Origin of the sequence: Rhodococcus sp. YH3-3, from assembly GCF_001653035.1 — a bacterium.
Lineage (GTDB): Bacteria > Actinomycetota > Actinomycetes > Mycobacteriales > Mycobacteriaceae > Rhodococcus_F > Rhodococcus_F qingshengii.
On record NZ_BCWH01000001.1, the window covers coordinates 594,663 to 618,638 of the forward strand.

The 23,976-nt window shown below is 63.5% G+C and carries 17 protein-coding genes; 14 read left to right on the plus strand and 3 right to left on the minus strand.

Annotated elements, in window-relative coordinates; genetic code table 11:
- Window positions 1-150 precede the first annotated feature (150 nt).
- The gene (locus YH3_RS34835) at window positions 151-3,333 is read left to right on the plus strand and encodes an Ig-like domain-containing protein (RefSeq protein ID WP_082920571.1); all 3,183 of its coding nucleotides are present in this window, start codon (window positions 151-153) and stop codon (window positions 3,331-3,333) included.
- A 10-nt stretch (window positions 3,334-3,343) separates the two neighbouring features.
- On the opposite strand, the gene YH3_RS02855 is transcribed toward YH3_RS34835, so the two are convergent.
- On the minus strand, window positions 3,344-4,183 hold the full coding sequence (locus YH3_RS02855) for a hypothetical protein (protein WP_064442962.1): 840 nt from the start codon (window positions 4,181-4,183) through the stop codon (window positions 3,344-3,346).
- A gap of 93 nt (window positions 4,184-4,276) precedes the next feature.
- On the opposite strand from YH3_RS02855, the gene YH3_RS02860 reads away from it, so the two are divergent.
- From YH3_RS02860 to YH3_RS02870, 3 genes are read left to right on the plus strand one after another with little or no spacing between them, the layout of a single operon-like run.
- A complete protein-coding gene (locus YH3_RS02860; RefSeq protein ID WP_003943903.1) occupies window positions 4,277-5,032 on the plus strand; it encodes a 1-acyl-sn-glycerol-3-phosphate acyltransferase in 756 nt (251 codons plus the stop codon).
- A 3-nt stretch (window positions 5,033-5,035) separates the two neighbouring features.
- The gene (locus YH3_RS02865) at window positions 5,036-5,770 is read left to right on the plus strand and encodes a 1-acyl-sn-glycerol-3-phosphate acyltransferase (protein WP_007731829.1); all 735 of its coding nucleotides are present in this window, start codon (window positions 5,036-5,038) and stop codon (window positions 5,768-5,770) included.
- A gap of 53 nt (window positions 5,771-5,823) precedes the next feature.
- Complete coding sequence (locus YH3_RS02870; RefSeq protein WP_037131235.1) at window positions 5,824-6,645, plus strand: Cof-type HAD-IIB family hydrolase; 822 nt, start codon at window positions 5,824-5,826, stop codon at window positions 6,643-6,645.
- Window positions 6,646-6,682: 37 nt separating this feature from the next.
- Here YH3_RS02870 and YH3_RS02875 read toward each other — a convergent pair whose 3' ends face one another.
- Window positions 6,683-8,656, minus strand: a complete 1,974-nt coding sequence (locus tag YH3_RS02875) for an N-acetylmuramoyl-L-alanine amidase (protein WP_030535825.1) — start codon at window positions 8,654-8,656, stop codon at window positions 6,683-6,685.
- Between the two features lie 331 nt (window positions 8,657-8,987).
- On the opposite strand from YH3_RS02875, the gene YH3_RS02880 reads away from it, so the two are divergent.
- The gene (locus tag YH3_RS02880) at window positions 8,988-10,550 is read left to right on the plus strand and encodes a SpoIID/LytB domain-containing protein (RefSeq protein ID WP_054827106.1); all 1,563 of its coding nucleotides are present in this window, start codon (window positions 8,988-8,990) and stop codon (window positions 10,548-10,550) included.
- A gap of 102 nt (window positions 10,551-10,652) precedes the next feature.
- Here the strand turns inward: YH3_RS02880 and YH3_RS02885 are convergent, their stop codons facing one another.
- On the minus strand, window positions 10,653-12,146 hold the full coding sequence (locus YH3_RS02885) for a PucR family transcriptional regulator (RefSeq protein WP_003943944.1): 1,494 nt from the start codon (window positions 12,144-12,146) through the stop codon (window positions 10,653-10,655).
- Window positions 12,147-12,317: 171 nt separating this feature from the next.
- Here YH3_RS02885 and YH3_RS02890 point away from each other — a divergent pair, with 171 nt between their 5' ends.
- The 9 genes from YH3_RS02890 to zomB all read left to right on the plus strand — a co-directional run bounded on the left by YH3_RS02890 (window position 12,318) and on the right by zomB (window position 23,694).
- Complete coding sequence (locus YH3_RS02890) at window positions 12,318-13,727, plus strand: amino acid permease (protein WP_064442963.1); 1,410 nt, start codon at window positions 12,318-12,320, stop codon at window positions 13,725-13,727.
- 90 nt (window positions 13,728-13,817) lie between these two features.
- Window positions 13,818-14,999: a thiolase family protein gene (locus tag YH3_RS02895; protein WP_064443459.1), complete on the plus strand. Its 1,182-nt coding sequence runs from the start codon at window positions 13,818-13,820 to the stop codon at window positions 14,997-14,999.
- 2 nt (window positions 15,000-15,001) lie between these two features.
- Window positions 15,002-16,153 (plus strand): acyl-CoA dehydrogenase family protein, encoded by a 1,152-nt coding sequence (locus YH3_RS02900; RefSeq protein ID WP_007731824.1) that lies wholly within the window; start codon window positions 15,002-15,004, stop codon window positions 16,151-16,153.
- A gap of 110 nt (window positions 16,154-16,263) precedes the next feature.
- Window positions 16,264-17,187: an MBL fold metallo-hydrolase gene (locus YH3_RS02905; protein WP_064442964.1), complete on the plus strand. Its 924-nt coding sequence runs from the start codon at window positions 16,264-16,266 to the stop codon at window positions 17,185-17,187.
- Between the two features lie 69 nt (window positions 17,188-17,256).
- Entirely contained in the window at window positions 17,257-18,471 is a 1,215-nt protein-coding gene (glf, locus tag YH3_RS02910; protein WP_007731822.1) for a UDP-galactopyranose mutase, read from the plus strand.
- Entirely contained in the window at window positions 18,468-20,381 is a 1,914-nt protein-coding gene (locus YH3_RS02915; protein ID WP_064113798.1) for a glycosyltransferase, read from the plus strand. The genes glf and YH3_RS02915 overlap by 4 nt, the downstream gene beginning before the upstream one ends.
- Complete coding sequence (locus YH3_RS02920) at window positions 20,362-20,895, plus strand: phosphatase PAP2 family protein (protein ID WP_003943893.1); 534 nt, start codon at window positions 20,362-20,364, stop codon at window positions 20,893-20,895. Before YH3_RS02915 ends, YH3_RS02920 begins: the two co-directional genes overlap by 20 nt.
- Window positions 20,892-21,797 carry a decaprenyl-phosphate phosphoribosyltransferase gene (locus tag YH3_RS02925; protein WP_003943808.1) on the plus strand — a complete coding sequence of 302 codons (906 nt, stop codon included), beginning with the start codon at window positions 20,892-20,894 and terminating at the stop codon, window positions 21,795-21,797. The genes YH3_RS02920 and YH3_RS02925 overlap by 4 nt, the downstream gene beginning before the upstream one ends.
- Window positions 21,775-23,694, plus strand: a complete 1,920-nt coding sequence (gene zomB / locus YH3_RS02930; RefSeq protein ID WP_064442965.1) for a flagellar motor control protein ZomB — start codon at window positions 21,775-21,777, stop codon at window positions 23,692-23,694. Before YH3_RS02925 ends, zomB begins: the two co-directional genes overlap by 23 nt.
- Window positions 23,695-23,976 lie beyond the last annotated feature (282 nt).

Consider the following 23,976-nt stretch of genomic DNA (forward strand, 5'->3'; position numbering starts at 1 on the left):
ATATTTGTCTGAAATAACTGATACAAGTACTACTTTTGACGGGTACTGTACGAGCGTCCAGCTCCATTCCGATTTCCGCTCTGTTCGAGTGACCTCCTTCCGTGCGGTTCCCGATCCACGTCTGTTGCTAGCTGAGGAGAGTTCGTGTTGGTGAGAAGAAGTTCCGCGGTCGTGGTGGCGGCGTTGGTCGGTGGCGTGCTGGTGGCAGGTGGCGTTGCTTCGGCAGCTCCGACGTCATCTCCCGCGGTGGAGAACTCGATCGGGTTCAAGCTGGGTTGCGATGGTTATGAACATCTGGCTGTTGATATCGCGGATGTGTTTCATTCGACGGGTGTGACGGTGTCTGCACCGGAGAAGGTGGTGGCGGGGTCGACGTTCACCTATCGGGTTCAGCCGAACGTGATGTCGGTGCCGACGGGTGGGCATGCAGGCCGCAGTGTCGGTAAATGGACGCGGCTCAAGTACGACTTCGATATAGCTGCAGGGGTGTCGTTGGTGGATGCTCAGGTCGTGGCAGGTACTTCGTCGAATTTGTCCGGTGTAACTCCGTCGGTGATTCGGATCAACGACGGCGGTTCGCCGGATGGCGCGGGTACGCATCTGCGTATTTCGGGGAACAATCAGACTGCTGACTCGAACAACAAGGGCGGTAACGGCCCGAGCACGAGCAAGAACAGTGACGGTGGAATCGAGGTAGGGGCAGGGAAGACCTTCCGGTTGCCCGCGATCGACGTGACGGTGGTTGCCGGTGCCGCGGGTAGTACGGTGCAGCCGAAGTTGCGTGCCACAGATGGTGATTCGGGTGCGTTCAATTCGCCGAAGAATGCGTTCACGTTCTTGCAGTACGAGACCCTTTGGCCGGGGTACTGGGAGCGCTACAACTGCTCTCCGCGCGATTCGAGTGGTGGTGGGTTGAATGCGGGTGGTCAGGCATTGGCCACCGTCAACGTCGTCTCGCAGGCGGCGACCTCGACCACAGTGACATCCGGCGCGGCTGCAACGGTCGGTCAGTCGACCGATTTGGTTGCGCAGGTCTCCCCGGCACCGACAGGCGGCACCGTTCAGTTCAAGGATGGCGGAACTGACATCGGCGCCCCGGTGGCCGTCGTCAATGGCGTTGCCACACTGCCACATACATTCACCGCGGCAGGCGGTCACTCCATCACCGCTGTATACGACGGTGTTCTCGAGTTTCTGACATCCACGTCACCAGCACGCACAGTGAGCGTGGCCGCTGCCGATGTACAGACGACTGCGTCGTTGACAGTGCCGAGTAGTGCCGTCGAGCAGACCTCGGTCGCGCTGACCGCAAACATCTCACCGGCAGCTAACGGTGGAACGGTCCAGTTCAAGGACGGTGGCATCGACATCGGCGGACCCATCGCGGTGACTGGCGGAGCGGCGACCCTGGATCACACGTTCACCACGACGGGATCACACTCGATCACTGCGGTCTACTCAGGTACTGCAGGTTTTGGTGGTTCGACCGCGCAAGCTCAGACCATCGAGATCTCGAGCTCAGCGCTGAGTACGACTACAACGCTTCAAGTTCCGGCTACGGCGGTCACGGGTACGGCCGTAGATCTGACCGCTACCGTCGCTCCGAACAACGCTGTCGGCGCGGTGCAGTTCAAGTCGAACGGCACTTCGATCGGTTCACCGGTTGCAGTTGCGTCGGGTGTTGCGACGCTGTCGCATGCGTTCGATGTTGCTGGTGCTCAGAGTGTTACCGCTGAATTCACTGCTGCTGCAGGGTTTGTGAGTTCGTCGGCGTCTGCTCAGACGGTGACGGTGTCTGATCCGGCTCCGGTGGATGTGGTGACCACGACGTCACTCTCGGTTCCCGCGACGGCGGTTACGGGTACTGCGGTTGATCTGACGGCGACGGTTGCTCCGAACAACGCTGTCGGTACGGTGCAGTTCAAGTCGAACGGCACTGCGATCGGCACTCCGGTCACGGTGACTGGCGGTGTTGCGACATTGAGTCATGCGGTCGATGTTGCTGGGGCTCAAAGTGTTACGGCTGACTTCACTGCTGCTGCAGGGTTTGTGAGTTCGTCGGCGTCTGCTCAGACGGTGACGGTGTCGGATCCGGCTCCGGTGGATGTCCAGACCACGACCTCACTCTCGGTTCCCGCGACTGCCATCACGGGCACGGCTGTTGATCTGACCGCGACGGTCGCTCCGAACAATGTTGTCGGTACGGTGCAGTTCAAGTCGAACGGCACTGCGATCGGCACTCCGGTCACGGTGACTGGCGGTGTTGCGACATTGAGTCATGCGTTCGATGCTGCTGGTGCACAAAGTGTTACGGCTGACTTCACTGCCGGTGCAGGGTTTGTCAGCTCGTCGGCGCCTGCTCAGACGGTGACGGTGTCGGATCCGGCTCCGGTGGATGTCCAGACCACGACGTCACTCTCGGTTCCCGCGACTGCCATCACGGGCACGGCTGTTGATCTGACCGCGACGGTAGCTCCGAACAATGCTGTGGGTTCGGTGCAGTTCAAGTCGAATGGCACTGCGATCGGTTCACCGGTGACGGTGTCCGGTGGGACCGCGACGCTTACGCATTCCTTCGATGCCGCTGGCGCGCAGAGCATTACCGCGGATTTCACCGCGGGTGCCGGATTCAAGAACTCGGTTGCGAGTGCGAAGTCAGTTCAGGTCAGTGTTGCCGACCAGGAATCCGTCGTCGAACTGAATATTCCGACCGACGCCAAAACTGGTGTGGCGACCGACTTGTGGGCAACCGTCCGAACGTCGTCGGATGATGCTGTCGGCGTCGGAACCGTGCAGTTCTACGACGGTGGGGTCGCGATCGGCGGTCCTGAAGCGGTTACGGCCGGCGCTGCCGGCCTGACGCATTCGTTTACCTCTGCGGGTGCGCACAGCATCACTGCGGTCTATTCGGGAGGAGCCGGTGTAGTCGGATCCTCGGCCCAAGCGCGGACGGTGAATGTAACGGACCCTGCGCCTTCGGATGTCACCACGGAGACTGTGGTGACGGCGCCTGCCGATGCTGTGGTGAACAAGTCGGTGACGCTGTCGGCGACTGTCAGTTCGGTGCAGAACGGTGGAACGGTGCAGTTCATGGATGGGGACACCCCGATCGGTGACGCTGTGGCGGTGGTCAACGGGATCGCGGCGCTGAACCACACCTTCACCACAACTGGCGCGCATTCGATTTCGGCAATCTACAGTGGCGCAGCCGGATTCACAGGCTCCACCTCGACGGCCCATGCAATTCAGGTCAAGGCTGCAACCGGTGGTGGCACGGGCAGCCTCGGTTCAGGCAGCGCTGGCTCGAGCGATTTCCTTCCCTTCGGTTCCTGACCGAAGCAGTTCAGGTCGCGGCCCCGAGGCAATATCCCTCGGGGCCGATCGACAGGGTGAACTGCATCGAGCGCGAGTTACCGGTTCCGTCGCTGACGGGCAGGGTGACACGGACGTAGTCGCCGCGAACCGGAGTGACTGTTGCAGCGTCGGCGTCGAAAGACTTGATACCGGCCAGCTTATTCGGATCGAGCTTGAGAGGCGGCTGGCCGGTTGCGCCGGTGCCGTCCGGATCCCACGGGCTGTTGCCGGGGCAGATCAGTGGATAGAACGTCTCGACGTCGCGGGTATTGACCGGCCGTCCCGTGGCGCGTGAGAGAAACCTGACGACGGCGTGGGAAGCGTCGGCCGCGGTGTAGAAGTTTGATTGCCCCGCAGGGAAGACGAACGGGCACGCATAGCCGGAAGCGATCTCCGAGCGCTTGGCGGCGACGGAGAGTCCGCCGCCGCTCCAGGTGACCGCGTACTGGCCGTCGACGCCTGGTGCGGCGATGGCCGTCAAGATGGCGGGAACATCCGAGTATCGGTCGGCGATCGTTGTGGGCGGCATCGTCCAGCATGCGTTCGTGAGCGCGTCCACGTCCAAGGACACCAGGTCCGTTGCCCAAGCTGCCAAGGCCGGCGCAGCAGCCGGATTGCCGGGCACGTCACCAACCGGAGGTGGCGCGGCCGGCGCAGCGGGCGCAATTGTCGTCGTGGGTGCGAGAGTGGTTGTCGTCGTGGTTTCAGTCGTCGGCGGAGACGGTTCGTCCGTCAGGATTCCCGTCCGTCCGTCGTCCTCACATGCGGTTATCGCCAACGTCATGGCGAGTGCGACTGCCCCCACTGCCGCTCGTCCTGCCGACTTCATTCGTTCGTACGCCCCTTTTGCGACATTCTGACCAACATCCACCCCAGAACTGCTGCGGGTCAGATCACGGATTCCCGTCTACGCTAGCGAACTGTGGATCCCGTTTACAGAACAGTCATCGGCATCGCCCGTACCGTCTTCGCTTTCGAGGGCCTGAAGTTCTCCGTCAAGGGAGAGCAGAACATCCCGGCGTCCGGTGGCGCCGTGATCGCGATCAACCACACCGGGTACATGGACTTCACGTATGCGGGACTGCCGGCACGGACCCCGAAGCGCTACATCCGGTTCATGGCCAAGAAAGAGGTCTTCGACAACAAGATCTCCGGACCGATCATGCGGGCCCTCAAGCACATCCCGGTCGACCGCGGCGCGGGCGCCGACTCCTACAAGGCGGCCGTAGATTTCCTGAAGCGCGGCGAATTGGTGGGCGTGTACCCCGAAGCCACGATCAGTCGGAGCTTCGAGATCAAGGAATTCAAGTCCGGCGCCGCCCGCATGGCGATCGAGGCGGGCGTCCCGATCGTTCCCGTCGTCATCTGGGGCGCTCAGCGCGTGTGGACGAAGGGTTATCCGAAGCGTTTGGGCCGCACCAACACTCCCATCTCCATTGCCGTCGGCGAGCCGATTGCACCTTTCGAGCCGGCGAGTGAGCTGACGGCGAAGCTGCGGTCGACGATGCAGGAGTTGCTGCTCGATCTGCAGAAGAACTACGACCATCCCGCCGGCGAGTACTGGGTGCCGGCCCGCCTCGGTGGCAGCGCGCCGACGCTCGAGCAGGCCGACAAGATGGATGCCGATGAGGCCGAGGCGAAAGCCAAGGCTCGCGAGGCGCGGAAGTCCGAAGGCTGACCGATGTCCTTCGAACCCGTTTACACCGCTGTCGAGGTAGTCGCGCGTGGTCTGAGCGGTTTCCAGGGTGTGAAGGTCACCCGCACCGGGACTGAGAACGTCCCGGTGTCCGGTGGCGCCGTCATCGCGATCAACCACACGAGCTACCTCGATTTCATACCGGCGGCCCTGGCGGTCGGTACCGCGAAACGCAAGCTCAGGGTGATGGCAAAGGCCGAGTTGGCGGACAACAAGGTCCTCGGCTTCCTCATGCGTGGATGCGGTGTCATCGAAGTCGATCGCTCTGCCGGAGCGCAGGCGTATCGAGCCGGAGTCGACGCCCTGAAACGGGGCGAACTGGTGGGCGTCTACCCGGAGGCGACGATCAGCCGGAGCTTCGAGATCAAGGAAATGAAATCCGGAGCAGCTCGGATGGCCATCGACGCCGGCGTTCCGATAATTCCGCTGATCGTCTGGGGCGCCCAGCGGATCGTCACCAAGGGCGGACCGAAAAATCTGGGCCGCAATCATTTCCCGATCTCGGTGGAGGTGGGTGCACCGATCGATCCGGTCGAGCCCGCCGAAGCGTTGAGCGAGATTCTGCGCATCGAGATGGATGCAATCCTGCGCCACGTGCAGGACGGGTTCGTGCACGAGCCCGGGGCGTACTGGGTGCCTCGTCGACTCGGCGGTGGCGCACCGACGCCGGAGGAAGCCGCGGCCATGGACGCACAGGAACGCGCGAAGCGGGCGCGCTGAGCGAGACCGTCGTACCGGGCAGGCACAATGGCGGTGTGAGCCCAGACCGTCGTATCAGCCCTGACCGCCCAACCTTGGTTGCGACCGATGTCGACGGCACCCTCATCGATCACGACGAGTTGGTCAGTGCCCGCACCCGCGCCGCCGTGCATGCCGTCGTCGAATCCGGCACGCCGTTCCTGCTGGCAACCGGGCGTCCTCCGCGATGGATTTCGCCCGTCGTCGAGGGCTTGGGATACGCGCCACTCGCCGTCTGCGCCAATGGAGCCGTTGTCTACGACAGCTACGCCGACCGCGTCCTCAGCGCCGCGACCTTGTCGGTCGACGCACTCACCGAACTCTCCGAGCTGGCACTGGTTGCACTCCCGGGCGCAGGTTTGGCCGCGGAACGAGTGGGGGAGAGCGCACATGACGCCGCCACCCCACAGTTCGTCAGCTCACCAGATTACGAACACGCCTGGCTCAACCCGGACAACACCGAGATGTCCGAGGACGAAGTGCTTGCGGCGCCGGCCGTCAAACTCCTGATTCGCCGTCCAGGCATGACCAGCACGGCGATGTACGACACGCTCGCCCCGCACGTCGGTGCGCTCGCCGACATGACGTACTCCACCGAGAACGGACTGATCGAACTCTCGGCGCCGGGCATCACGAAGGCGTCGGGCCTGGTTGCTGCCGCGGAGAGGTTCGGCTTCGACCTGTCGGGTCTGGTGGCCTTCGGAGACATGCCCAACGACATCCCGATGCTGGGGATGGCTCGACTCGGCGTCGCCATGGGCAACGCTCACCCCGAAGCCAAAGCCGCAGCCGACGAGGTCACCGACACCAATTCGGCACACGGGGTCGCAAAAGTCCTCGAGCGCTGGTGGTCGTAGAACCCACCAGCGCCCGAGGACGTGTACTGCTCGAGTGTCAGCCGACAGGCGCGCTGTTGGCCATTTCCTGGGCAAAGGTCTCGTTGTAGGTCTTGAGGACCTTCGTGACCATGCCGGTGATCTGGTTGAAGATCAGCGAACCGTTCTCGAAGTCGCTTCGCAGGCCGTCCGGGATCGAGTACTCGTCCGAGATCGGCAATCCCAGTTCACCCGCGTCGGAACCGAAACTCTGCCACGACTTGAAGATCTCGCCGAGCACGGTGAACACTCCGCCGTTCGGCGAGGTGTAGACAGCGCCGTTCTGGAACAGCGCACCCTGGTTGCCGAGCTTCGCCTGCAGAATTCCGGACAGTGCCTGGCCGAGGCGTCCGATCTCGCCACCTTCGGCGATCCACTTCTGCGCGAGCGGTGAATTGTCGGTGATCTGCAGAATCTGGGTGACCAGATCCGGGATCGACGAACCGGTGCCACCGGTGACCGTGTCGACCGGAGTGGTCGGCTTGGGCGCGGGTGTCGACGGATTGGAGGGGTTCGAGGGGTTCAACGTTCCCCCGATGTTCGCGGCCGCGATGTTCCGGATGTCGTTCATGTGTGCGTATGCGGCATCACCCGGGCACGCGGTGTTTCCGACGTCGCGGTGGGCGAAGATGATCGGCAGATCGACTGCTGCGCCCTGCGGGTACGGCGTGAACTCGGTGCCCTCGGAGTACATCGTCGTTCGGCCCTTGGGATCGAGTCCGGCCATGCCGAGCTTCCAACCGAGGAACTTGCCGACGGCGTTGAGCGTCGCCTGCGAAGGCTCGACGGTGGAGTAGTCGCCCATCATCGCGATACCGGTGGTGTTCTCGTTGAATCCACCCGCGTGTGCACCCTGAACTGCCTTGTCGAGTCCGCCTGCGCGGCCTTCGAAGGTCTGACCGTACTTGTCGACGAGGACGTTGTATCCGACGTCGCACCAGCCGAGCGTTTGTGCGTGGTAGGCGTAGATCGAGCGGACGATGCCGGCCGATTCGGCCTTCGTGTAGTTGTTGCTACCTGCGGTGTGGTGAACGGTCGCGCCACCGATGAAGTCGTCGTACGTGGGGGAGTCGCAGCGAAGTGACTCGTCTGCTCCCCACTGAGCACGGGTGATGACGGACGGTCCGCTGCCGCCGAGCGGCGCTGCGACGGCCTGCAGATTGCTGTCTGCCTCGCTGGCACCCGGGTCGATCAACACGGCGGTGACGGCATCTGCTGCCGTCGTCACCTGGCGAAGCGGCTTGGACACCGAAGCGGGTGTGTACCCGAGTTCGCCGGTGGCTGCGGGTGCTTCAGCGGGGGCAGCTTCCGGAGCGGGCGCGGGGGCAGCTTCCGGAGTCGGGGCCGGCACAACCTCGGCTGCGGGAGCAGCGGCACCCTGCGGCGTGAGGATCTGGATGGACTTGGTGGCGCCGACGAAGACCGGTTCGGTGGCGGTACCGGAGTTGGTGGCCTGATCCGAGCTGGCGGAGTCGATGGCGTCAGGGGTGAACCACGGGCCCCAGGTGCCGTCTTCGGCCAGGGCGCGGACCTTGGACTGCGCCGAGGCGATGGTGTCGGAGGTCAACGCGACCATGCTGAACGGAGTGTCGCGGGTGACTTCCTTGACCACGGCACCTGGCTCTTCCTCGGAAGGAACCGGAGCGGTTTCGGTCGGGGCGCCGGGAGCAGCGGGTGCCGGGAACAGCTCGGTCGGCAGCGTGATCCCGGGAGGTAGCGGGATTTCGGTCGGGAGCTTGAGGTTTCTCAGATCACCGAGGTTGATGTCGGGGAGATCGAGACCGGTCAGCTCCTTGACCGGAATGATGATGTCGGGCACCGACGCGAGGAGCACCTCTGCGATCTGGGTCGGCACTGCTACTGACGTCGTCTCGTTCGCGGAACGTACATCGGACGTAGTGCTCGTGAAGCCGTAGACCGCAAAAGGACTTGCGACAGCCACTGCGGCTACAGCCCCGAGTACGAGCGAGGGCTTCGGTCGACGGTGTGGCAAGGGATTACTCCTCGGTTGTAGTTACTTGCGAGCGAACTTCAGGGCCGATGACGGCCGTGAACGGAATCCTTCAAAACCGGATCCGAGCAGGTCGGATGCCATGTTCTGGGGTTGAACTCCAGTTTTCGGACGCGTACGTCTGCAACTCGTGATGCTGATGTGACTCGTGTGACTGGTGTTGCTAACTCCAAACACTCTTGCCACACTAGTCACAAAAGTCCATAACGCTCAACCTTAGGGTGAGACTTTAGTTAAATCGTTGTGGACTGGCCTGCGCGCGAAGTACCGACTTCGCGGACTCGTGAGGCCGGTAGCGATGAGGAGAGCATTGATGGCGAGAAGCGGAAGAAGCGGAACTGCAGGTAAGAAGCCTGTGTCCGGTCGCGCAGGTCGCTTTCTGGTGGGCGGACCCGGGAGGCGAACCTCGCTGATGCGGATCTCGGTCCTCGGTCTCGTTCCGGCTCTTGCGCTCGGCGTCGCGATCGGAGGTTTCACGCAAATCCGCGCTGACGAGCCGTCGATCCTGCACGCCGTCGCTGCCGACACGCAATTCACGCTCTCCGGGCACGGCAACGGACATGGCCGTGGAATGGGCCAGTGGGGCGCTTACGGCTACGCCAAGAACGACGGCTGGTCCGGCGAGCGAATCCTCAGTCACTACTACGGGGGAACCGTCCTGGACTCGATGCCGCCTGCCCAGATGAGTGTGCGGCTCACGGCCCAGGACAACTCGACGCTCGACGTCTACTCCGACGCCGGCCTCGTGGTCAACGGTCAGCGCACCGCGCCCGGCGAGGCTGCCCATCTCACTGCACTGCCCGGTGGCGGTGCGCAGGTAGTGGTCACCAGCGGGTGTGGTGGCGGGGTTGTCTGGGAAGCGGTCACCGACCATCCGTGGGTGGACCCGGTGGACCTCGGTCCTGATCGACCCGCCGACCAGTTCCTGAAGCTGTGCAACAACGACGCGCCCTATCGAGGCGCCCTCGGCGTAGTGCTCGACAACGGCTCGGCTCGGACAGTCAATCTCCTCGACATGGAGGACTACCTGCTCGGCGTGGTGCCGGTCGAAGCGAAGGCCGAATGGGCCGATTCCGGTGGGGCCGAAGCGCTACGGGCGCAAGCCGTGGCAGCACGCTCGTACGCTGCGACCGAGCATCGCAGCTCGTACGCCGACACCTGCGACACTCAGGACTGCCAGGTCTACGGCGGAGCGGGCAAGGAAGATCCCCGCACCACCGAAGCCGTCCGGTCCACCGCCGGCGCCGTTCTGTCGCGTGACGGCAAGATCGTTGCCACCGAATTCTCCTCGTCCACAGGAGGTTACAGCTCCGGCGGTGAATTCCCGGCCGTCGAGGATCTCGGTGACGCCCTTTCTCCGAATCATGACTGGACAGTGAATCTGACCGCAGGGCAGATTGCGGACGCCTTCGATGTGGGTGAGCTGCAATCGCTCAAGATTCTCTCGCGCAACGGATTCGGTACCGACGGCGGGCGAGTGACGGCAGTCGAGGTAGTCGGAACAAATGCAACTGTTGGCGCCACCGGAATTCAGTTCCGCCAGAAACTCGGCCTGAAATCCGACTGGTTCACCATCGGTGACGGTGCGGGTGTGGTAGTGGCACCGGATTCGGAATCGACAGTGCCGGAATCCAATTCGCCATCCGACGATCCATCGGGTACGGTTACGGAGACGCAGATCGAGAAGAAGTATCGGGAGCTCGGCGGTGAAAGCGGCTCTCTCGGTGCTCCTGCCGGCCCGGAGATGCAGTTGCCCTCCGAAGCAGGCACTTTCCGTGTCTACGAAAACGGAACCATCATCTGGACAAAGGTTTTGGGCGCGCAGGTAGTTGATGCCAACGTGCTCCGCGAGTGGATACCGACGGGCGGAAGCTAGGGGAAGGTCGGTCGGTACCGACTCGCACGTATCGACTCTGAAGGGTCTCTGCCGTAACCCGGCGGAGGCCCTTCAGGTCGTTCAGGGTTCGTTGGTTGTCGGTCAGATGGTCGGGGCGTCGCCGAGCAGGCGGTACTCGAGCCACAACTCCGCACGTTCCGTGGGGGAGCCGAGGTCGAGCTGGAGAAGGCTCTCGATCCGAGCGAGTCTGCTGCGCAACGTATGCCGATGAATATTCAGCGCTGTGGCTGCGGCGTCGCCCACCCCGTTGTGTGCCAACCACATGGCCAAGGTCCGGTAGAGATCGCTACCGCCCTTCGCTTCCAGAAGCGGGCGCAAGTGTGCCGCCGCGAATGCCGTCGAGCGATCCTGGTCGAGAAATGCGGACAATCCGCTCTCCGAGAGTTCGGCGAACCGCATCGAAGGCAGGTTGCGGGCACCCGCCTCGGCTGCTGCTTGCGCGGCTTGGCGTCTGGCGCGCGAGAGATCGTCCCACCACAGCATGTCCGACACGCCGACGGTGACGTCGATTTCGTTGACACGGGCGAGGATTCGCCCGCTGTCGGTAGCCGAGACGACGGCAATCAGTGCACCGTCGGTGATGCCGAACGCCAGATCGCGGCTGAGACCATCGAGCAGTGAGACGGACACGCTCTCGAGCAGGCCACTCGGGCCCGCTACGTGGAAGACCTGGAAAGGCTCGACCGGAAATCCTCCCCACAGTTCCCCGGAGATGTTGCGGGCGAGCGCATTCTGTCCCTCGAACAGCTGATGCATCGCAACGGTACGAAGGTGGTTCATCGTCAGCTGTGCGTCTCGGGTTCGAGCCGTCATCAACGTGAGCAGAGACGCGGCTGCGATGACGATGCCCTGATTCAGTGAACCGACGGCGCCGGGGCAGCCGGCGACGAGGTACCCCATCAGCTTTCCCCTCGACGTCAGCAGCGGATGGGAGATGACGTCCTCGTTCTCACTCGTGAGGAAACTGACTTCCATCGGGCGGGCGTCGCGCTCGGGGGCAGTTCGCTCGATTCCGGCGGCCGCGGCGGTGTGTGAGATCTCGACGGTATGTCCGGCCGAGTCCAGCAGAGCCGCCCATCCGCCGATCAATTCCGCCACCCGTCGTACGACTGCCCGGGTGCCGTTGACCGTCACCGCAGCTTGAAGCAGTCGCCGCAGGCTCTGGTAATTGCTGCGCAGCGCTTTCATGTCGTCGTCGGATTGCGCCTTCGACACCGCTTTGGTCAGGGCGATGAAAGGTGTTCGCAATGGGACGTCGAGAAGGGGCACACTGAAACGGGTGGCCGCATCCACCAGAGTCTGTGGCGCCTGCTCGTATCCGAGGCCGGTTCCGAAACCGATTCCGGCAATTCCGGCCGCCACCAGGGTCCGTACGAATCGGGTCGTTTCCGCGGCCGTCGTCGGTAGTGACACCCCGGTGATGAGTAGTAGTTCACCGCCGTCGAGGAAGGGCGTCGGGTCGGGAAGTTCGGAGACATGTGCCCAGGTCAGGGTGCGATCGAGCTGGTCGTGCCCAGCCAGGACGCGAAGGCCGAACTGTTCGGTCGCACAAAGCTGGCGGAGCGTGATGGGCATGAGTCCAGTCTGACACCTCGAACTCGCCACTTTGTAGTGCCTGCGGTCACGTTTGTACAAAGTGGAGCCTGACGCGAGCTTGCCGAAGGTCCGACACTGGCGCTATCGAAAATGCGCTCCGGATAGAGCGCCACCGAGATCCACGTCCCGAACAGCCCACAAGGAGTACTGATGTCCAGTACAGACCAGCCGGCACTTCAGCACACGCTGAAGAAGCGGCATCTGTCGATGATTGCGATCGCAGGCGTCATCGGCGCCGGACTGTTCGTCGGCTCCGGTGTGGCGATCCAGGAGACGGGACCCGGTGTCCTGATTTCCTACGCGCTTGCCGGCGTAGTCGTCATCCTCGTGATGCGCATGCTCGGTGAGATGTCGGCAGCGTCGCCGGAAACCGGCTCGTTCTCCTCGTACGCCGACAAGGCCATCGGCCGCTGGGCGGGCTTCTCGATCGGCTGGCTGTACGCCTGGTTCTGGATCATCGTGCTCGGGATCGAGGCCACCGCCGGTGCCCTCATCATGAATCGCTGGGTCCCCGGCGTTCCCCAGTGGACCTGGGCATTGATTCTGATGATCGTGCTGACGCTGACCAACATCATCTCGGTCAAGTCGTTCGGCGAGTTCGAGTTCTGGTTCGCCTCCATCAAGGTCGTCGCCATCATCGCGTTCCTCGGCATGGGCATCGTGGCGATCTGCGGATGGATGCCCGGCGTCGAAGCACCCGGAATGACAAACCTGACCGGTCACGGCGGCTTCCTGCCGAACGGAACAGGAGCGATGCTCGCCGCAGTCCTTGTGGTCGTGTTCTCGTTCTTCGGGGCCGAAATCGCCACCATCGCCGCCGGTGAATCGGCCAACCCGCTCGAAGCTGTTCGCGCAGCCGTCAAATCCGTCGTCTGGCGAATTCTCATCTTCTACATCGGCTCGATCGCAGTGGTCGTCACTCTGCTTCCCTGGGACAGCGCGTCGGTTGCACTCAGCCCGTACGTCGCCGTCATGGACTCCTACGGCATTCCGGCCGCGGGCAACATCATGGACGTCGTCGTCCTCACGTCGGTTCTGTCCTGCCTCAACTCCGGTCTCTACACCGCGAGCCGCATGATCTTCTCCCTCGCCGGCCGCGGCGACGCCCCCAAGTCGCTCTCACGTATCGAGAAGACCGGCGTCCCGATGCGCGCTGTCCTGGTCTCGACGATCGTCGGCTTCCTGACCGTCGGCATGAACTACCTCTCCCCGGACAAGGTCTTCCTGTTCCTGGTCAACTCCTCCGGTGCGATCGCGCTGTTCGTCTGGCTGGTCATCTCGGTGTCCCAGCTGCGCACCCGCCGCAAGCTCGAAGCTTCGGGCCAGGAGCTGGAACTCAAGATGTGGTTCTTCCCGTACCTGACCTACGCCACGATCGCCGCCATCATCGCGCTCTGCATCGGCATGCTCACCCTGGACTCGACGCGCAGCCAGATGATCGTGTCCCTGGGACTTGCAGCGATCCTCGTGGGTATCGGGCTCTACCGCTACCGGAACCACAAAGACACCGACGCCGACGCCGAGGTCGTGCCCGTCGCCGAGAGCGCTCCCACACCCTGACACCAACGTCCCCATCTGCGAGATACTTCGATGTCCTAGTATCGGCCACGGACAGAGAAATCGACGTGAGCACAGCAGATGGGGACAATCATGACCACACCCGAACCGATCGTCATCGTCGACGGGGCCAGGACCCCCGTCGGTAGCTTCGGCGGCGTCTTCAAGGACGTACCCGCACACGAGCTGGGCGCCGCAGCAGCCAAGGCCGCGCTGAGCCGCGCCGGCGTTGCGCCCGAAGACATCGACGAGGTCCTCATGGGCTGCATCGGCCAGGTCGGCCCGGACGCCTACAACGCACGCCGCGTCGGCATCGCCGCCGGACTGCCCGAGAACGTCCCCGCCTACACCGTCAACCGTCTCTGTGGCAGCGGCCTGCAGGCTGTGTGGTCTGCGGCGATGCAGATGCGATGGGGCGCAGCTGCCATCACGCTCGCCGGCGGTGACGAGAGCATGTCTCGCATGCCCTTCTACGACTTCGCCGCCCGCTCGGGCTACAAGCTCGGCGATCGCAGCCTCGTCGACGGCACCGTCGCGATGCTCACCGACCCGTTCAGCAAGGCTCACATGGGCCGCACTGCCGAAGCCGTCGCCCGTAAGTACGGCGTCAGTCGCGAGCAGCAGGACGAGTTCGCCGTCGAATCTCAGCGCCGTGCCGCTACCGACGCAGCGAAGGCGGCATTCGCCGAGGAAATCACTCCCGTCGAGACCGGTGGTCGGCGCTCCGTCACCGTCACCGAGGACGAGCATCCCAAGCCCGGAACCACCGTCGAAACCCTCGCCAAGCTGCGCCCCGCATTCGAAGAGGGCGGATCCGTCACCGCCGGTAACGCGTCGGGCATCAACGACGGCGCCGGCGCACTCGTCCTCGCGACGGGCACCGAGGCAGCCAAGCGCGGTCTCACCGGACTGGTCACGCTCGAAACCGTCACGACAGCAGCCATGGAGCCCGGCCTGATGGGCTACGCTCCCGTGCTCGCTCTCGAAAAGCTCTTTGCACAAACAGGATTGAAGCCTTCCGACATCGGCACCGCCGAGGTCAACGAGGCGTTCGCTTCGCAGGCCATCGCCGTCATCCGTGACAGTGGCCTGGATCCGGAGAAGACCAACCCGTACGGCGGAGCGATCGCCCTCGGACACCCGGTCGGCGCCACCGGAGCCATCCTGACCCTGCGTGCGGCCCGCGACATGGTCCGCCGCGACCTCGAATTCGGCATCGTCACCATGTGCATCGGCGGCGGTCAGGCACTCGCTGCCCTGCTGAAGCGGGTCTGATCATGGCGACCAAGCGCAAGCCGTCGTGGCACGACGACGAGATCACCGCAGTAGCCGAACTGGCCCGTGGTTTCTTCGATCGTGAACTGATCGCCAAGCGTGAGCAGTGGGACGCTCAGCATCGCGTCGACCGGTCCGTGTGGCTCGAAGCCGGCAAGCTCGGCCTGCTGTGCTGCTCGATTCCCGAGGAATACGGCGGGGGCGGTGGAACTTTCGCGCATGATCTCGCTGTCTTCGAGGCGCAGGGCTACTGCGGTGACTATGCGCTCGGTAACTCCGTGCACAGTGGCATCGTCGCCCACTACGTGCTCGAATACGGAAGCGAAGAGCAGAAGAAGGCCTGGCTGCCAGGTATGGCGACGGGCGAAATCCTCGGCGCCATCGGAATGACCGAGCCCGGAACAGGTTCCGACCTCAAGGCAATCACCACCTCCGCGATCCGTGACGGTGACCACTACGTCGTGAACGGGTCGAAGACCTTCATCACCAACGGCGGCAGCGCCGACATGATCGTGCTCGCCGTCAAGACCGACCCCAAGGCGGGCGCCAAGGGTGTCTCGCTCCTGATCGTGGATCTTCGTGACTGCGAAGGCTTTGCGGTCGGCCGCGTGCTCGACAAGGTCGGGCAGCACGGCGCCGATACGTCGGAGCTGTCCTTCACCGACGTTCGCGTTCCCGTCTCGAACCTCCTCGGTGAGTCCGAGGGGCTCGGCTTCGGTCAGTTGATGGCGCAGCTGGTGCAGGAACGCCTCATCATCGGCGCGCAGGCCATCGGCACCATCGAGCGTGCAGTCGAGGAGACCGTTGCATACACCAAGGCGCGTCAAGCGTTCGGGCACAGCCTCTTCGAGTTCCAGAACACCGCCTTCGAGCTGGCTGAGTGCCAGACGATCGCACGCACCTGCCGTGTCTTCCTCGACAACTGCATCGAGGATCACCTCAACGGCGAGCTGGACGGCGCAGACGCCGCGATGGTCAAGTACTGGCTCACCGAGCAGCAATGCGCCGTCGTCGACCGGTGCGTGCAGCTCTACGGCGGATACGGCTACATGCGTGAATACCCGATCGCGCGCATGTACGAGGACTCCCGCGTCCAGAAGATCTACGCCGGCGCCAACGAAGTGATGAAGGGCATCATCGCGAAGAGTCTTTGATCACCGGCGTCGAAAACCATTGACACCGACCAGGCACCCACCGAGCATTTCGGTGGGTGCCTTTGTGTGTGCCCACAAGCGGTATCGAGCTGTTCGGAAGGCAAACACTGATGAGCTTCACCATCGACGTCGGGTCGGCGCGCGTCACCCAACTGACAGAGCTGGCGCACTGGCCGTTTCCGCCGCGAGAGCTTTTTCCGCACGCGGGTGAGGCGGAGATAGAGGACGCGTCGGCGCGGCTGGCACCGGCGTTCTTCGACGCGGATAGCGGTGACCTCGTACTTGCCATCCACACCTACCTGGTGGAGATCGGCGGCAAGGCCGTCGTCGTCGACACCGGCAACGGAAACAGCAAGCACCGGCCGAACCTCTTGCCGCATCACATGTTCGGCACCGACTACCTCTCACGCTTCGCAGCCACCGGTGTGTCCGTCGACGACGTCGATCTGGTGGTCAGCACACATCTGCACCCTGACCACTGTGGCTGGAACACCGCCCTCGACGCCGAAACCTGGCGGCCTACCTTCCCCCGCGCGACCTACATTTTCGATCGCACCGAACTGGCCGCGCTCCAACAACTCGCCGCCGACGGTCCACACGAAGGAGTGGTCTCGGATCTGGCGCAGACCTTCGAGGACAGCGTCCGTCCCGTTCTGGACGGGGCGAAGTGGGAGGCGGTCGACGACGGTCATGTCCTGGCCGAGTCCGAAGGCACTCGCGTCGTCGTGCGCAGCGCGCCCGGCCACACGCCGGGCCATATCGTGATCGAGATTCGCACTGCCGACGGCGGCGCCGTCATCTCCGGCGATGTGATCCACCATCCGATCCAGTTTCTGTACCCGGACCTCAGCCAGGGCGGCGACGCGGATCCCGAGATCGCCAGGGTCACCCGCCGCGAACTTCTCGAACGCTGCGCGTCGGAGGGACTGCTTCTACTTCCCGCGCACTTTCCCGTCGACGAACCGATCGTGATCGAATTCGATTCGAGCGGTGCACCGAGTGCTTCCGGTCTGATCGGTCTCGCAGCGTCCTGACTTGCCGCATCGGCCCTGGTGACGCATCCAACCCTCGGCTTCCGAACAGGTCCGATACCCTGGTTCATCGTGACCGCTGCAAATTCAGAGACCGCCCGTGCCCAGTACGACCTGATCGTCGTCGGTTCGGGATTCTTCGGGCTGACCATCGCCGAGCGTGCCGCTACCCAGCTGGGTAAGCGCGTGCTGGTGCTGGATCGCCGTCACCACCTGGGGGGAAACGCATACTCGGAGGCAGAGCCGGAGACCGGCATCGAGGTCCACAAGTACGGTGCCCACCTGTTCCACACCTCCAACAAGAAGGTCTGGGACTACGTCACCCAGTTCACGGAGTTCACGAACTACCAGCACCGCGTCTTCGCGCTGCACAAGGGACAGGCGTACCAGTTCCCGATGGGACTCGGCCTCGTGTCGCAGTTCTTCGGTCGGTACTTCACTCCCGAAGAAGCACGCGCCCTCATCGCCGAACAGTCCAGCGAGATCGATTCGAAGGACGCCTCCAATCTCGAAGAGAAGGCGATCTCCCTGATCGGGCGCCCGCTCTACGAAGCATTCGTGCGTGACTACACGGCTAAGCAGTGGCAGACCGACCCCACCGAGTTGCCCGCGGCGAACATCAGCCGCCTGCCGGTCCGCTACAACTTCGACAACCGCTACTTCAACGACACGTACGAGGGCCTGCCTGTCGACGGCTACACGGCGTGGCTCGAGAACATGGCGAAGGATCCGAAGATCGAGGTCCGCCTCGACACCGATTACTTCGACGTCCGCGACGAACTGCGTACCGCCAGCCCCGACGCCCCTGTCATCTACACGGGCCCGCTCGACCGCTACTTCGACTACTCCGAAGGTGCACTGGGATGGCGCACCCTCGATTTCGAGACCGAGGTTCTGCCCACCGGAGACTTCCAGGGCACCCCGGTCATGAACTACAACGACGCCGACGTGCCGTTCACCCGTATCCACGAGTTCCGTCACTTCCATCCGGAGCGCGAGTACCCGACCGACAAGACCGTCATCATGCGTGAGTTCTCACGTGCCGCGGAGGCGAAGGACGAGCCGTACTACCCGATCAACACTCCAGAGGATCGCGAGAAGCTCTCCGCGTACCGCTCACGCGCCAAGAAGGAGACCGCGGAGAACAAGGTCCTCTTCGGTGGGCGTCTCGGCACCTACCAGTACCTGGACATGCACATGGCGATCGCCAGCGCGCTGACGATGTTCGAGAACACCCTGCGCCCGCATCTCGAAACGGGTGCGGAATTGGCAGGGGAGAGCGAATGAACGCACGTCATCTACTCGAAGGCGAAGATGCCGTCAGCGGCGACGAGGTGACCTACCTCGGCAAGTCCCTGCTTCAGCGGATCATCCTGCCCCGCGCCGGTGAGCCGCTCGACGTCCGCACGTTGTACTTGGAAGAGTCCTGGTCCAACAGTCGGCGGGCGCACTCGACCTCGCGCACGTCGGTAGCGCTCGGCGCCGAGACCGAGGTCTCGTTCGCCACGTACTTCAACGCGTTCCCTGCCAGCTACTGGCGTCGATGGTCCATCCTGAAATCGGTGGTCCTTCGTCTCGAGCTGTCCGGCCACGGCCGCGTCGACATCTACCGTTCCAAGGCGGATTCCTCGCGAATTCACGTGGAAGGCAAGGAATTTGCCGACGGCGATGCCGCGGTCGAGTTCGAGGTGGAACTGGCGCCGTTCGAGGACGGTGGCTGGATCTGGTTCGACATCACCACCGATACGGCAGTGGTCGTCGAGAGCGGCGGCTGGTACGCGCCCGTCGAGGCTCCCGGCGAAGCGACTGTCGCCGTTGGTATTCCGACGTTCAACCGTCCGACCGACGCGGTCAAGGCGCTTGCTGCACTGGCTTCGGATCCGCTGGTGTCGGACGTGATCAAGGCCGTCATCATGCCGGATCAGGGCACCCGCAAGGTGCGTGACGAACCCGGATTCGCCGAAGCTGCTGCAGCGCTCGGTGATCGGCTCGCCATTCACGATCAGGGCAACCTCGGCGGCTCGGGCGGATACAGCCGAATCATGTACGAGGCACTCAAGACGACGCAGTGCCAGCACATCCTGTTCATGGACGACGACATCGAGATCGAACCGGACTCGATTCTGCGTGCGCTTTCGTTCTCGCGTTTCGCGAAGTCGCCGATGCTGGTGGGTGGGCAGATGCTCAACCTGCAGGAACGAAGCCACCTCCACGTGATGGGTGAAGTGGTCAACCGCGGCACCTTCATGTGGTCCGCGGCGCCGAACGTCGAATACGACCACGATTTCTCGAAGAAACCGCTGCGCGAGTCGAAGCTCCTGCACCGCCGCATCGACGTCGACTTCAACGGCTGGTGGATGTGCATGATCCCGCGCCAGGTCGCCGAAGAACTCAAGCAGCCGCTGCCGCTCTTCATCAAGTGGGACGATGTCGAATACGGTTTGCGCGCAAAGGAAGCCGGATACCCGACCGTCACTCTGCCCGGTGCCGCGATCTGGCACATGGCGTGGAGCGACAAGGACGACGCCATCGACTGGCAGGCGTACTTCCACCTCCGTAACCGTCTGGTGGTGGCCGCGCTCCACATGCCGGGCAACGGCCGTGGCCTCGTGGTCAACACGGTGAAGGCAACGCTCAAGCACCTGCTGTGCCTCGAGTACTCCACCGTCGCGATCCAGAACAAGGCCATCGCGGACTTCCTCGCCGGACCCGAGCACGTCGCGAACATGCTGCCGACGGCACTCGGTGAGGTCCACGCCCAGCGCAAGGAATTCTCCGACGCCGTCGTACTGCCGTCGTCGACTGCGTTGCCGCTGCCCTCCGGTGCGGATGTCGGAGACGTGAGCCTGCCGCTGTCGACCGTCGCGAAGATCACCCGGGTCCTCAGGGCCGGAGTGCACAACGTGAAGCCGGCCAAGCCGGAACACCTCGAGCGCCCTCAGCTCAATGTTCCGACCATCGACGCCCGTTGGTTCCTGCTCTCGCAGGTCGACGGCGTCACCGTCACCACGGCCGACGGTCGCGGCGTCGTCTACCGCAAGCGAAACCCGAAACTCGCGCTCGAACTGCTCAAGGAAGCAACACGGTTGCGCCGCGAACTCGCCGCCCGTTTCCCCGAGCTCAAGAAGCAGTACCAGGACGCCGTTCCTTCACTGACCAGCACGGAAAGGTGGGAACGTGTCTTCGGCATCTCCTGAAGTACAGATTCTGGCCGGGATTCAGTCGACCGTCGGGCAGCTGCCGGGAGCCGTCAAGGTCGCCCGCGGTATGTCTCACTTCGGTGAGCACTCCCTCGGGTGGATCGCGATCGCTGCCGTCGGTGCTGCTGTGGACAAGCCGCGTCGACGTGAATGGGCCGGAGCAGCCGTCGGAGCATTCGGTGCACACGCCGCCTCCGTGGTGATCAAACGAGTGGTCAGGCGCAAGCGACCTTCCGATCCTTCGGTGCAGGTCAACGTCTCGACACCGAGCAAGCTCAGCTTCCCGTCATCACACGCGACGTCGACGACGGCGGCGGCTGTGCTGATCGGTCGGCTCACCGGGCTACCCTTACCGGCGTTGCTGGTGCCCCCGATGATGCTCTCGCGTCTGGTCCTGGGAGTTCACTACCCGACCGACGTACTCGCCGGAGCGGCACTGGGAGCCGCATCCGCGGCGGTAGTTCGCCGGGTCGAAGAAGCCAGAGCCGAACAGAAATGTGGAGATAAATGAGCGAGGAACCGGCTACGGTCAGCGGACCCCCGAAGTCCCTGCCCGCCGGCATCGTCAAGGCGCTTCGCCCACGTCAGTGGGTCAAGAACGTCCTTGTGCTGGCAGCGCCCATCGCGGCCGGAACCGCCACCGAAGCCGACGTGCTGTTGCCCGTCGCGCTGGCGTTCGTCGTGTTCTGTATGGCGGCATCAGGCATCTATCTCGTCAACGACGCGATGGATGTCGAAGCCGACCGTGCTCACCCCACGAAGCGATTCCGTCCCATCGCGGCCGGCGTTCTACCCGTCAACATCGCCTACGGCATGGCAGTCGTGCTGCTTGCCGGTGCGATCGGGCTGTCCTTCCTGGCCAACTGGCAACTCGCCGTGGTCATGGGCGTGTACATCGTCATCCAGCTCGCCTACTGCTTCGGTCTCAAGCATCAGGCCGTCATCGACATCTGCATCGTCTCGTCCGGCTTCCTGCTTCGAGCGATCGCCGGTGGCGTTGCCGCCGAGATCGATCTCTCGCAGTGGTTCCTGCTGATGATGGCGTTCGGCTCACTCTTCATGGCGGCAGGCAAGCGCTACGCCGAACTGCAGTTGGCCGAGAAGACCGGCGCCAAGATCCGTAAGTCCCTCGAGAGCTACACGATGACGTACCTGCGTTTCGTGTGGACGATGGCAGCGACGACGCTGGTCCTCTGCTACGGACTGTGGGCGTTCCAACAGGACGCCATCAAGGGCACCAACTGGTACGCCATCTCGATGGTGCCGTTCACCATCGCGGTGCTGCGATACGCGGTGGACGTCGACGGCGGCGAAGCCGGAGAGCCTGAGGAGATCGCGCTCGGTGACCGGGTGCTGCAACTCCTCGCGATTGCGTGGATCGGAGTAGTGGGTGTCGCTGTCTACCTCGTCTGAGCCACGCACCGAGGCCGACCCGCACGTCGACACTGCGGCGAATCGCACCACCCTCAGTCGAGGAGTTTTTCTCGGCGGGGTGGTGCTTGCTGCTGCCCTCATGTTCTGGGGTGCGTGGGAGCGTCGCTGGATCGCCGACGACGGACTCATCGTCTTGCGAACCGTCCGCAACCTGCTCGCGGGGAACGGCCCGGTCTTCAACGCGGGTGAGCGTGTCGAGGCGAACACGAGTACCGCGTGGACGTACATCGTCTACGCGTTCAGTTGGCTCACGCAGATCCGTCTCGAATACGTTGTTCTGACGATCGCGCTAGTACTATCGACTGCTGCCGTCGTGTTGGCGATGCTCGGCACCGGTCGTCTGTACCGCGGCGTTCGGCCGTCGGCGGGCGGAACGATCCTGCTGGTACCGGCGGGTGTTCTCGTCTACATCGCGGTTCCGCCTGCGCGAGATTTCGCCACTTCCGGGCTCGAGACATGCTTGGTGATCTTCTGGATCGCGCTCCTGTGGGTACTGCTCGTTCGGTGGGCGCAGGCGTCGACGCCGTCCACGGCGTCGATCCTGACTCTCTCGTTCGTGGCCGGACTCGGACCACTGGTTCGACCCGAGATGGCGATTCCCGGTGCTGCCGCGTTGATGATGATCGTTCTCTCCGCAGGCCTGACCTGGAAGATTCGCACACTGATCGTCGTCGTCGCCGGACTTGTCCCGGTGGGCTATCAGATCTGGCGAATGGGCTATTACGCCTTGCCATACCCGAACACCGCGGTGTCGAAGGACGCCGGTGGCGCGAAGTGGGCGCAGGGTTTTGCTTACCTGTGGAACCTGGTCGGGCCGTACCTGCTCTGGTTACCGTTGCTGTTCCTGCTCATCGGTGCGCTGCTGCTCGTGTGGCGAAGCCGAGCGGACACACCTACCGCTATCGCAGATCAACCCGCACGCCCGCTGTGGCAGCGCTTTCAGCAGTTTCTGCGCACGCCGCGGGCGATTGTCACCTTCATTCTCGGCAGTGGGCTGATCCTCGGGATCTACTCTCTGCGCGTCGGCGGCGACTTCATGCACGGCCGCGTCCTGTTGCCGGTGCTGTTCTGCCTGCTCATCCCGGTGGCGGTCATTCCGTTGCGGGTGCCGGCGCGGGCAGCGTTCGGAAGTAATCGCGACACCGCGATCTTCGGAGTCTCGGCGGTGCTGTGGATCGGCACGATCATCTGGGCCTTCTTCGCCGCGAACACGACGGGTATGCCCGAAGGATCCGTGGTGGGTCGCTCGGGAATCGTCGACGAGCGAGCGTTCTACGCACTCAACACCGGTCACAAGCATCCGATCCTGGCCGAGGACTACCTCGACTATCCGCGAATGCGTGCCATGGTCGAGACCATCGCGCGGACTCCGGAGGGTGGGCTGCTGCTGCCGTCCGCGAGCTACGACTCCTGGTTCGTCGTCCCACCACCCGGACCGATCGACGAGCCGGCCGAGCACGTCGTCTTCTTCCTCAACCTCGGAATGACGAGCATGAACGTCGGCCTCGACGTTCGGGTGCTCGATCAGATGGGGCTGGCGTACCCCCTGGCAGCTCACACCGAGCGACTCGAGGACGGCCGGATCGGGCACGACAAGAATCTCTATCCGGACTGGGTGGTCGCGGACACGGGAATGATCGACGTTCGACCGTGGCTGCCGTTCTTCCTCGACGAAGACTGGGTTGCGGACGCAAAGCTGGCCATCACCTGCCCGGAAACGCAGGAGTTGCTCACGTCGTACCGCTCCGAGCTGACCTGGGCCAGATTCAAACAGAACTTCCAGCAGGCATTCGACTTCGCGAAGTACCGATTCGACCGGGTTCCGGCCTACGAATTGGAACGCTGCGGTCTCGTTCCACCGGAGTCACCCAGGTGATGTGATCAGCATCACCGACTGTTGAGGGTTTGAATATTTCGATTCAGTAACACCGAATTGATTGGCCACGATGTACTCGAAGACGATTCACCTAACCTGAATCACCCCCGAGGGGTGATGACGGTGTTGCTCGCGGATTGGGACGTAACGGTCCACCTATTTGTCACAGCTGAACCTGTGACATAAAGTCCAGCGAGCGCAGTGTGACTTGGAAGAGGTCCGCTGCCGACCCGAACTCGTTCGGGCTGGCAGAAAAGCCTGTTCCCCGACGGAATCCGCCGG

Excerpts from the sequence above, each read along its gene's own strand:
- YH3_RS02855 (WP_064442962.1), bottom strand. The coding sequence starts at position 4,183 with ATGAAGTCGGCAGGACGAGCGGCAGTGGGGGCAGTCGCACTCGCCATG.
- YH3_RS02865 (WP_007731829.1), top strand. The coding sequence starts at position 5,036 with ATGTCCTTCGAACCCGTTTACACCGCTGTCGAGGTAGTCGCGCGTGGT.
- YH3_RS02880 (WP_054827106.1), top strand. The coding sequence starts at position 8,988 with ATGGCGAGAAGCGGAAGAAGCGGAACTGCAGGTAAGAAGCCTGTGTCC.
- YH3_RS02885 (WP_003943944.1), bottom strand. The coding sequence starts at position 12,146 with ATGCCCATCACGCTCCGCCAGCTTTGTGCGACCGAACAGTTCGGCCTT.
- YH3_RS02890 (WP_064442963.1), top strand. The coding sequence starts at position 12,318 with ATGTCCAGTACAGACCAGCCGGCACTTCAGCACACGCTGAAGAAGCGG.
- YH3_RS02895 (WP_064443459.1), top strand. The coding sequence starts at position 13,818 with ATGACCACACCCGAACCGATCGTCATCGTCGACGGGGCCAGGACCCCC.
- YH3_RS02900 (WP_007731824.1), top strand. The coding sequence starts at position 15,002 with ATGGCGACCAAGCGCAAGCCGTCGTGGCACGACGACGAGATCACCGCA.
- YH3_RS02905 (WP_064442964.1), top strand. The coding sequence starts at position 16,264 with ATGAGCTTCACCATCGACGTCGGGTCGGCGCGCGTCACCCAACTGACA.
- YH3_RS02915 (WP_064113798.1), top strand. The coding sequence starts at position 18,468 with ATGAACGCACGTCATCTACTCGAAGGCGAAGATGCCGTCAGCGGCGAC.
- YH3_RS02925 (WP_003943808.1), top strand. The coding sequence starts at position 20,892 with ATGAGCGAGGAACCGGCTACGGTCAGCGGACCCCCGAAGTCCCTGCCC.